Origin of the sequence: Streptomyces sp. NPDC052701, assembly GCF_040678355.1 — a bacterium.
Classification (GTDB): domain Bacteria; phylum Actinomycetota; class Actinomycetes; order Streptomycetales; family Streptomycetaceae; genus Streptomyces.
In genome coordinates, this window is the sequence record NZ_JBFATO010000055.1 from 25,182 (window position 1) to 35,102 (window position 9,921).

The window sequence follows — 9,921 nt, forward strand, 5'->3', positions numbered from 1 at the left end:
GCACCGGTCCGGCCGCACGGGCCGGCGCGGGCGCGGGTGAACCCGGCGCGCGCCGGCCGCGTCCGTCCGGGGGACCCCCTCACACCCACAGCACACGAGGACTGAGAGCACCGGGATGGCAGAGCAGACCCACGTCCTGTTCGTCGAGGACGACGACGTCATCCGCGAGGCCACCCAGCTGGCGCTGGAGCGGGACGGCTTCGCGGTCACCGCGATGCCCGACGGCCTGTCGGGCCTGGAGGCGTTCCGGGCCGACCGCCCCGACATCGCGCTGCTGGACGTGATGGTGCCGGGGCTGGACGGGGTGAGCCTGTGCCGCCGGATCCGGGACGAGTCGACCGTCCCCGTGATCATGCTGTCGGCGCGCGCCGACTCCATCGACGTCGTCCTGGGCCTGGAGGCGGGCGCCGACGACTACGTGACCAAACCGTTCGACGGTGCCGTGCTGGTCGCGCGGATCCGCGCGGTGCTGCGCCGCTTCGGGCACGCCGGCGGCGGCCGGGCCGAGCAGCCGGACGCGGGGGCGAACGGCGGGGTGCTGACCTTCGGCGACCTGGAGGTCGACACCGGGGGCATGGAGGTGCGGCGGGCCGGGCGGCCGGTGGCCCTGACGCCCACGGAGATGCGGCTGCTGCTGGAGTTCTCCTCCGCGCCGGGCACCGTGCTCTCCCGCGACAGGCTGCTGGAGCGCGTGTGGGACTACGGCTGGGGCGGGGACACCCGCGTCGTCGACGTCCACGTCCAGCGGCTGCGGACCAAGATCGGCCAGGACCGCATCGAGACGGTCCGCGGCTTCGGCTACAAGCTGAAGGCCTGAGGCGGGGGTCATGCGGGGGTCGTTCCTGCGCCCGGTGGCCGCGTGCGTGGAGCGCGTCGGCATCCGTACGGGCCTGAGATGGAAGCTCAGCGCGGCGATCGCGCTGGTCGGCGCGCTGGTGGCGGTCGTGCTGAGCCTGGTCGTGCACAACGCGGCCCGGGTGTCGATGCTGGACAACGCGCGCGACCTCGCGGACGAGCGCATCATGATCGCCCAGCGCAACTACGAGCTGTCGGGGCGGATGAACTTCCCCAACACCAAGATCGACGACCCGGAGCTGCCCGCGGAGCTGCGGGAGAAGGTGGAGGCGGGCCGGCGGGCCACCTACGTGGCCGACCGGCCGGGCGACGCGCCGGACATATGGGCCGCCGTGCCGCTGAAGAACGGGCATGTGATGTCGCTGCACTCCGGGTTCACCGACCGCAGCTCCGACATCCTCAAGGACCTCGACCAGGCCCTGGTGATCGGCTCCATCGCGGTGGTCCTCGGCGGCAGCGCACTCGGTGTGCTCATCGGCGGGCACCTGTCGCGCCGGCTGCGCAAGGCGGCCGCCGCGGCCAACCAGGTCGCGGGGGGCGAGACCGGCGTACGGGTGCGGGACGCCATCGGCGGTGTCGTACGGGACGAGACCGACGACCTCGCCAGCGCGGTGGACGCGATGGCGGACGCGCTGCGGCAGCGGCTGGAGGCCGAGCGGCGGGTCACCGCCGACATCGCGCACGAACTGCGCACCCCCGTGACCGGGCTGCTCACCGCCGCCGAACTGCTGCCGCCCGGCCGCCCGACGGAGCTGGTGCTGGACCGGGCCAAGGCCATGCGCACGCTCGTGGAGGACGTCCTGGAGGTGGCCCGCCTCGACGGCGCCTCGGAGCGGGCCGAGCTGCAGGACATCATGCTCGGCGAGTTCGTCGCCCGGCGGGTGGCGGCCAAGGACCCGGGCGCCGAGGTGCGCGTGGTGCACGAGTCGGAGGTCACCACCGACCCGCGCCGGCTGGAGCGCGTGCTGTTCAACCTGCTCGCCAACGCCGCCCGGCACGGCAGGCCGCCGATCCGGGTCACCGTCGAGGGCCGGGTCATCCGGGTCCGCGACCACGGCCCCGGCTTCCCCGAGGACCTGCTCGCCGAGGGCCCGAGCCGCTTCCGCACCGGCAGCAAGGACCGCGCGGGCCGCGGCCACGGGCTGGGCCTGACCATCGCGGCCGGGCAGGCGAGGGTGCTGGGCGCCCGGCTGACCTTCCGCAACGTCCGCCCGCCGGGCGCGCCGGAGCACGGGCCGGCCGAGGGCGCGGTGGCCGTGCTGTGGCTGCCGGAGCACGCGCCGACGAACACCGGCAGCTATCCGGTGCTCGTGCAGTAGGGCCTGTCGTCGAACTCCCGTCGTCCGCCCGGAGGGCGGGCCCCGCGGCGTCGGGTGCGTGCTCCCGGCGTGCCGGGCATCGACCCTCGTACGGGATATGTACTCGGGTCCGCGCCCGGTGCGGCGGGAGTGCGTGCAGGGCGTCGCGGGGCAGACGGGAGTTCGACGACAGGCCCTAGCGGGCCCGGGCGGCTCAGTCGAACGGCTTGGAGAAGTCCAGCTCGGCGCTGCGCTCGGTCAGCGAGTACCAGTTGCCGTTGTCGTCGCGGAAGATCGCCTCGACGCCGTACGGCCGCTCCCGCGGTTCCTGGACGAACTCCACCCCGCGCGCCCGGAAGGTCTCGTAGTCGCCGCGGCAGTCGTCCGTGCGGAACACGCCGGCGCCGATGACCCCCTTGCCGACGAGCTTCTTCAGCGCGCCCGCGGACTCGGCGTCCAGGCCGGGCCCGTCCAGGCTCATCAGGGCCAGCTCCACGTCCGGCTGGTCCTTGGCGCCGACGGTGATCCAGTGCATGTCGCCCAGCGCCAGGTCGCTGCGCACCTCGAAGTCGAGCTTCTCGGTGAAGAAGGCCTTGGTGCGCTGCTGGTCGAACGTCCAGACGGTGGTGATCCCGATCCCCTTGATCATGGCTCCCCGCTCCTTCGTCGGTGGGTTCCCGCTCGTCACCGTAGGCGGCAGGGGTGTCAGGGCGCTTCTTCGAAGTTGCGGTCCCCGGGGGGCGTGCGGCGCCGGAAGCCGCCGGCCCACAGCATCGCGTAGCACCCGGGGATCAGCGCGGCGCCGCGGCCCACGTGCTCGGCCCGGTACTCGGTCGGGGTCAGGCCGGTGCGCTCCTTGAAGCGGGCCGAGAAGGTGCCGAGGCTGCTGAAGCCGACCAGGTGGCAGATCTCCGTCACGGTCAGGTCGGCGACGCGCAGGTACTCCTCGGCGCGCTCGATGCGCCGGTGCGTCAGGTACCGGCCGGGGGTCTCGCCGTAGGCCTCCTTGAAGGAGCGGATGAAGTGGTACCGGGAGTACCCCGCGTGCGCGGCGACGGCGTCCAGGTCGAGCTCCGGATCCGCCCAGTCGCGGTCCATGGCGTCCTTGGCCAGCCGCACCTGCCGCATCTTGTCCATGTGACCGATGGTGGCACGGGGGTCGGACACCGGGGCACGGGAAAGGCCCCCGGGGCGGTCGCCGCCGCCGGGGGCCCTCTTCGTCGTGCCGTGGGCTCAGACGGCCTCGACGACCGGCGGCTGCGCCCGGGCCGCGTCCGCCTCGCCCTCCGCCGGCTTCGGCCCCGCCCCCTTGAGCGGCACCTCCTTGACGAACACCGCCGCGACCAGCGCGACCACCGCGACCACGGCCCCCAGCAGGAACGCCGAGTGCGTCCCCGCCGACACCGCGTGCTGGTACGCCTCGCGCGCCGCCGCCGGCAGCTTGGCCAGGCTCGCCGCGTCCAGCTGCGCGGACTGTTCCGTCACCTTCGAGCCCACCGCCCCGGCCCGCTCGGCCATGACGTCCTGGACGCGGTGGTTGAACAGCGCGCCCATGATCGCGACGCCGAAGGAGGAGCCGAGGGTGCGGAAGAGGGTGGTGGACGAGGACGCGACGCCCATGTCCTTCATCTCCACGCTGTTCTGCGCGACCAGCATGGTGATCTGCATCAGGCAGCCCATGCCGAGGCCGACCACGGCCATGAAGACGCCGGAGGTGAACCGGGAGGTCCCGGTGTCCATGGTCGACAGCAGGTACAGCCCGACGACCATCAGCGCGCCGCCGGCGACCGGGAAGACCTTGTAGCGGCCGGTGTTCGTGGTCACGCGGCCCGCGACCATCGAGGTGACGAGCATGGCGCCGAGCATCGGCAGGAGCAGCAGCCCGGAGTTGGTCGCGGAGGCGCCCTGCACGGACTGCTGGTACAGCGGCAGGAAGAGCGTCGCGCCGAACATCACGAAGCCGGTGATGAAGCCGATGAGGGACATCAGCGTGAAGTTGCGGCTGCGGAAGATGTGCAGCGGCACGACCGGCTCGGCGGCCCGGGTCTGCCAGAACACGAACCCGACGAGGGCGGTCACCCCGATGCCGGTCAGTTCCATGATCCGCGCGGAGGTCCAGGCGTACTCCGTGCCGCCCCAGGTGGTGACGAGCACGATCGCGGTGATGCCGACGGTCAGCAGCGCGGCGCCCAGGTAGTCGATCCGCGCCTGCGTCCGCTTCCTCGGCAGGTGCAGCACGGCCCCGACGGCGGCCAGCGCCACCGCGCCGAGCGGCAGGTTGATGTAGAACGCCCAGCGCCAGCCCCAGTGGTCGGTGATGGTGCCGCCGACCAGCGGACCGCCGATCATCGCCAGCGCCATGACGCCGGCCATCATGCCCTGGTACTTGCCGCGCTCCCGGGGCGGTATCAGGTCGCCGATGATCGCCATGACGCCGACCATCAGACCGCCGGCACCCAGGCCCTGGACGGCGCGGAAGGCGATGAGCTGGCCCATGTCCTGCGCCATGCCGCTGAGCGCCGAACCGATCAGGAAGATCACGATCGAGGCCATGAACATGCTCTTGCGGCCGTACAGGTCGCCGAGCTTGCCCCAGATCGGGGTGGAGGCGGCGGTCGCGAGGGTGTAGGAGGTCACCACCCACGACAGGTGCTCCAGGCCGCCCAGCTCGCCCACGATCGTCGGCATCGCCGTACCGATGATCATGTTGTCGAGCATGGCGAGCATCATCGCGATCATCAGCGCGAGCAGCACGACCCGCACGCTCTTCGGTTGCCTCTCCGGCTCCGCCTGGACCGTCGGTGTTTCGGCCATGGTCCCCTCTCCCCCAGCTACTGCTACTTACTTGCCGACCGGCTAGTTATTACACTCGGAAGGTAGAGGCGTAACTAGCCGGTCGTCAAGTAAGTTTTCGGGAAGAGGACGGCGTAGGAGGATGGGCGGCACCATGGACGGCACCAGGCAGCGGCGCCGCGGGGACACCCGCCAGCGCATCCAGGACGTGGCCCTGGAGCTCTTCGCCGAGCAGGGGTACGAGAAGACCTCCCTGCGCGAGATCGCCGAACGCCTGCAGGTCACGAAGGCGGCGCTGTACTACCACTTCAAGACCAAGGAGGAGATCCTCGTCGGCATCTTCGAGGACCTCACCCGGCCGATCGAGGACCTGATCGAGTGGGGCCGGCGCCAGCCGCACTCGCTGGAGACGAAGCAGGAGATCGTCCGCCGCTACAGCTCGGTGCTCTCCGACGCGGCACCGCTGTTCCGCTTCATGCAGGAGAACCAGGCGACCGTACGGGAACTGCGCATCGGCGAGTCCTTCAAGGAGCGCATGCTCGGCATGCGGGACATCCTCATCGACCCGGAGGCGGACCTGGTCGACCAAGTGCGCTGCGTCAGCGCGCTGTTCACCCTGCACGCCGGGATGTTCGCGCTGCGGGACCTCGAAGGCGACCCCGAGGACAAGCACAGGGCCGTCCTCGAGGTCGCCATCGATCTGGTGAGCCAGGCGCACGAGGGCACCCGGCGCTCCTAGGGTCTGTCGTCACGCCGGCCGGGGGCCGTCGCTCAGAAGGTCACGCCCTTGGTCCGCAGGAACGCGACCGGGTCGACGGCCGTGCCGTAGTTCGGGGTCGTGCGGATCTCGAAGTGCAGGTGAGGACCGCTGGAGTTGCCGGTGTTGCCGGACAGGGCGATCTTCTGGCCGGTCTTCACGATCTGGCCGGCCTTGACGTGGATCCGCGACAGGTGGGCGTACTGGGAGTACGTCCCGTTGCCGTGCTTGATGACGACGGCGTTGCCGTACGCGGGACCGTCGCCGGCGCCGTTGCCGCCGGCCTTGACGACGGTGCCGCCGTGCACGGCGTGCACCGGGGTGCCGCTCGGCACGGCGAAGTCCTGGCCGCTGTGGGTGGACTGCCACATGCCGCCGGCCTGGGCGAAGCTCGCGGAGAGCTTGTACTTCTTCACCGGGTCGACCCAGGACGGCTGGGCCTTCTTCTTGGCGGCCGCCTTCTTCTTGGCGGCGGCCTGGGCGGCCTTCTTCGCGGCGGCGGCCTCGGCGGCCTTGGCCTTCGCGGCCTTGGCCTGGGCGGCGGCCTGCGCCTGAACGGCACCGGCGACGCCGGACGCGGCCGTGGTGTCGGCGGCGACCGCGATCCCGGCCCCCAGCACGGCCGAGACTCCGAGGCCTGCGGCCAGGACGGACGCGCGGGTGCGAAGCCGGGACGTACGCGAAGGACGGGACGAGACGCGCTGGGACATCGAAAACCTCATGGGGACGGGGACGTGAAGGACCACCCGGCGCACTGGTGCTGCCGAATGGCCATCCCTTGGTAACCCGAATCCCGACAAACACCCAAGAACGTGATCTACTACGGAAGTTAGTGATTTACCTCAGTGGCGTACGTCTCTTGACACAACCCTCATTCGGGACAAAACCCACCAACCCCCCTTGATAAGCCCGTGTTGACAGGGGGAAAGACCCGCCCCCTCGTCAGGATTCTCCACTATTCCGGCTAGTAACGGACAAATCGCCTGTGCGGCATGTCACCGGCGGCCGGGGTCGAGAGGCGTCCGAATGTGACGGGGGCTACGCCGCTCCGGCACGGTCGGCATCCCCGGACCGCTCCAACGGCCTTGAAAACGCGCGGTGTCGTGTGACGCACGCCTCTTCCCTCCTACCGTTCGGTAACCCTACGGTTTCCCCTGCGCCATCCACGCCCCAGACCATGCACCTGTCAACGGCAGCAGTACGGACGTGAGAGGACCCCCCACATGACCAGCAGACGCCCCTGGTTGCAGCGTGCCTCCGTCACCGCGGTCTCCGCGGCCGCCCTCGTGGCCCTGGCGTCCCCCGCCGACGCCGCGACGGCCACGGGCACCACCGCGGCGGCCACCACCGCCACGAGCACGGCCACGGCGGCCACCACCGCCGCGAGCACGACCGCGGCCGCAGACGTCGACTACGCCACCTGGCAGAAGGACTGCCAGGCCGTCATGGACCAGGCGCTGCCGTACCTCGAGCAGCGGATCGCGAACACCAGGCCGGGCGAGAAGCAGGCGCTCGTCCTCGACATCGACAACACCGCGCTCGAGACCGACTTCGGCTTCAGCTACCCGCAGCCGGCCAACAAGCCCGTCCTGGAGGTCGCCAGGTACGCCCAGGACCACGGCGTCGCCCTGTTCTTCGTCACCGCCCGCCCGGGCATCATCTCCTCGGTGACCGACTACAACCTCAAGCACGTCGGCTACAAGGTCTCCGGCCTGCACGTCCGCGGCTTCCTCGACCTCTTCAGGAACGTCGCCGACTACAAGACCGCCCAGCGCGTGTCCATCGAGTCGCAGGGCTACACGATCATCGCGAACATCGGCAACAGTGCCACCGACCTGTCGGGCGGCCACGCCGAGAAGACGTTCAAACTGCCCGACTACGACGGTCAGTTGTCCTGATCCTGCTCGACTCCGGCCGGTCTCACCCCCGTTGGCGCCGTCACGGGGGTGAGACCGGTCCGGCACGCCCGCCGTCCCGTCGGGGCGGGCGTGCCGGACCCGCCCGCGGCGAGCGGCCGTTCCGGCCCGCCGGGAAAGCGGGCGTGCCCCTGCCCCGGCACTCCGTCTCCTCACCCCGTGGGAAAGGGACTTGGGTGGCGCCGGGGCCGCACGGCCGGTGAGGAACCCGCCCGGCTCCTGTGGTGGCACGGCACCCTCACCCTCCTGTTCCGCGCGGCCCCGGGCCGGAAAGAGCGACGGCGCCCGCGCCGCGTCAGCGCCCCGGCCGCCTGGCCCGTGCCACCGGCGAGGCACCCCCGCGCGCTCCCGCTGCGCGCCCTCCTCCGGTACCGCGAGCGGCTCCCGCCTCCCGCGGCCCTCCTCGCCACGGCCCCTCGGCCGTCCCGGAGCACACCGGCCGTGGAACGCCGCCTGCCGCCCCTGTTCCCGGGCACCGACGCCACCGACCGCCCGGGCCGCCGTCTCACCGCTAAGGGCCGCCGCTTCGCCGCCAGAGCCGCCGTTCCGCCGCCAAGGCCGCCCTTCCACCTTCCGGGCACACCGAAGGGGCCGGTGCCCGAAAGCACCGGCCCCTTCTCCGTGGCTGTGAGACCTACTCCTTGTTCAGGTTCGGTCCGGCTCCGCCGGCCGCCTGCTCGATCGGCGGGACGTCGGGCAGCGCCGACTTCTCCTCACCCCGGAAGGTGAACTTCTTGGTCTCGCCCTCGCCCTCGGTGTCCACGACCACGATGTGGCCGGGGCGCAGCTCGCCGAAGAGGATCTTCTCGGAGAGGGAGTCCTCGATCTCGCGCTGGATGGTGCGGCGCAGCGGGCGCGCACCGAGCACGGGGTCGTAGCCCTTCTTCGCGAGCAGCTCCTTGGCGGACTGGGAGAGCTCGATGCCCATGTCCCGGTCCTTCAGGCGCTCGTCCACCTTGCCGATCATCAGGTCGACGATCCGGAGGATGTCGCCCTGGGTCAGCTGCGGGAAGACGACCACGTCGTCGACGCGGTTGAGGAACTCGGGCCGGAAGTGCTGCTTGAGCTCGTCCGACACCTTGTTCTTCATGCGCTCGTAGTTGGTCTTCGTGTCACCCGTGGCCGCGAAGCCCAGGTTGAAGCCCTTGGAGATGTCCCGGGTGCCGAGGTTGGTCGTCATGATGATGACCGTGTTCTTGAAGTCCACGACCCGGCCCTGGGAGTCGGTCAGGCGACCGTCCTCCAGGATCTGCAGCAGCGAGTTGAAGATGTCCGGGTGGGCCTTCTCGACCTCGTCGAAGAGGACGACCGAGAACGGCTTGCGGCGCACCTTCTCCGTCAGCTGGCCACCCTCCTCGTAGCCCACGTAGCCGGGGGGCGAACCGAAGAGACGCGAGACCGTGTGCTTCTCGCTGAACTCCGACATGTCGAGGGAGATCAGCGCGTCCTCGTCGCCGAAGAGGAATTCGGCGAGCGCCTTGGACAGCTCGGTCTTACCGACACCGGACGGGCCGGCGAAGATGAACGAGCCACCCGGACGCTTCGGGTCCTTCAGACCCGCACGCGTACGGCGGATCGCCTTCGACAGCGCCTTGACGGCGTCGTCCTGGCCGATGACCCGCTTGTGCAGCTCGTCCTCCATGCGGAGCAGACGGCTGGACTCCTCCTCCGTGAGCTTGAAGACCGGGATGCCGGTCGCCGTGGCGAGGACCTCGGCGATCAGCTCGCCGTCGACCTCGGCGACGACGTCCATGTCGCCGGCCTTCCACTCCTTCTCCCGCTTGGCCTTGGCGGCCAGGAGCTGCTTCTCCTTGTCGCGCAGGGAGGCGGCCTTCTCGAAGTCCTGCGAGTCGATCGCGGACTCCTTGTCGCGGCGGACGCCGGCGATCTTCTCGTCGAACTCGCGCAGGTCCGGCGGCGCGGTCATCCGGCGGATGCGCATCCGGGAACCGGCCTCGTCGATCAGGTCGATCGCCTTGTCCGGCAGGAAGCGGTCCGAGATGTACCGGTCGGCCAGGGTGGCGGCCTGGACCAGCGCCTCGTCCGTGATGGAGACGCGGTGGTGCGCCTCGTAGCGGTCGCGCAGGCCCTTGAGGATCTCGATCGTGTGCGGCAGGGACGGCTCCGCGACCTGGATGGGCTGGAAGCGGCGCTCCAGGGCCGCGTCCTTCTCCAGGTGCTTGCGGTACTCGTCCAGGGTGGTCGCACCGATGGTCTGCAGCTCACCGCGGGCCAGCATCGGCTTCAGGATGGAGGCCGCGTCGATGGCGCCCTCGGCGGCACCCGCACCGACCAGCGTGTG

9 protein-coding genes are annotated in these 9,921 nt (G+C 70.9%); 4 read left to right on the forward strand and 5 right to left on the reverse strand.

Translation table 11 applies throughout. The features are described 5' to 3' along the window. Positions 1–115: 115 nt before the first annotated feature. Together cseB and cseC are read left to right on the forward strand one after the other, a co-directional pair. Positions 116–817: a two-component system response regulator CseB gene (gene cseB, locus AB0L29_RS34260; RefSeq protein ID WP_365833056.1), complete on the forward strand. Its 702-nt coding sequence runs from the start codon at positions 116–118 to the stop codon at positions 815–817. Positions 818–827: 10 nt separating this feature from the next. Further along, on the forward strand, positions 828–2,174 hold the full coding sequence (gene cseC, locus AB0L29_RS34265) for a two-component system sensor histidine kinase CseC (protein WP_365833058.1): 1,347 nt from the start codon (positions 828–830) through the stop codon (positions 2,172–2,174). Between the two features lie 193 nt (positions 2,175–2,367). Here cseC and AB0L29_RS34270 read toward each other — a convergent pair whose 3' ends face one another. From AB0L29_RS34270 to AB0L29_RS34280, 3 genes are all read right to left on the reverse strand, one after another. Next, positions 2,368–2,802, reverse strand: coding sequence for a VOC family protein (locus AB0L29_RS34270; RefSeq protein WP_365833060.1), 435 nt, complete (start codon positions 2,800–2,802; stop codon positions 2,368–2,370). Positions 2,803–2,858: 56 nt separating this feature from the next. Continuing rightward, positions 2,859–3,281, reverse strand: coding sequence for a helix-turn-helix transcriptional regulator (locus tag AB0L29_RS34275; protein ID WP_365833074.1), 423 nt, complete (start codon positions 3,279–3,281; stop codon positions 2,859–2,861). Between the two features lie 105 nt (positions 3,282–3,386). After that, on the reverse strand, positions 3,387–4,967 hold the full coding sequence (locus AB0L29_RS34280) for an MDR family MFS transporter (RefSeq protein WP_365833062.1): 1,581 nt from the start codon (positions 4,965–4,967) through the stop codon (positions 3,387–3,389). Positions 4,968–5,088: 121 nt separating this feature from the next. Here AB0L29_RS34280 and AB0L29_RS34285 point away from each other — a divergent pair, with 121 nt between their 5' ends. Next, positions 5,089–5,685 carry a helix-turn-helix domain-containing protein gene (locus AB0L29_RS34285; RefSeq protein ID WP_365833064.1) on the forward strand — a complete coding sequence of 199 codons (597 nt, stop codon included), beginning with the start codon at positions 5,089–5,091 and terminating at the stop codon, positions 5,683–5,685. 32 nt (positions 5,686–5,717) lie between these two features. On the opposite strand, the gene AB0L29_RS34290 is transcribed toward AB0L29_RS34285, so the two are convergent. Further along, a complete protein-coding gene (locus AB0L29_RS34290) occupies positions 5,718–6,413 on the reverse strand; it encodes a M23 family metallopeptidase (protein WP_365833066.1) in 696 nt (231 codons plus the stop codon). Between the two features lie 513 nt (positions 6,414–6,926). Here AB0L29_RS34290 and AB0L29_RS34295 point away from each other — a divergent pair. Further along, the gene (locus AB0L29_RS34295; protein ID WP_365833068.1) at positions 6,927–7,601 is read left to right on the forward strand and encodes an HAD family acid phosphatase; all 675 of its coding nucleotides are present in this window, start codon (positions 6,927–6,929) and stop codon (positions 7,599–7,601) included. A 652-nt stretch (positions 7,602–8,253) separates the two neighbouring features. Here AB0L29_RS34295 and AB0L29_RS34300 read toward each other — a convergent pair. Then, the coding region (locus AB0L29_RS34300; protein ID WP_365833070.1) for an ATP-dependent Clp protease ATP-binding subunit at positions 8,254–9,921 on the reverse strand (1,668 nt) is incomplete at its 5' end.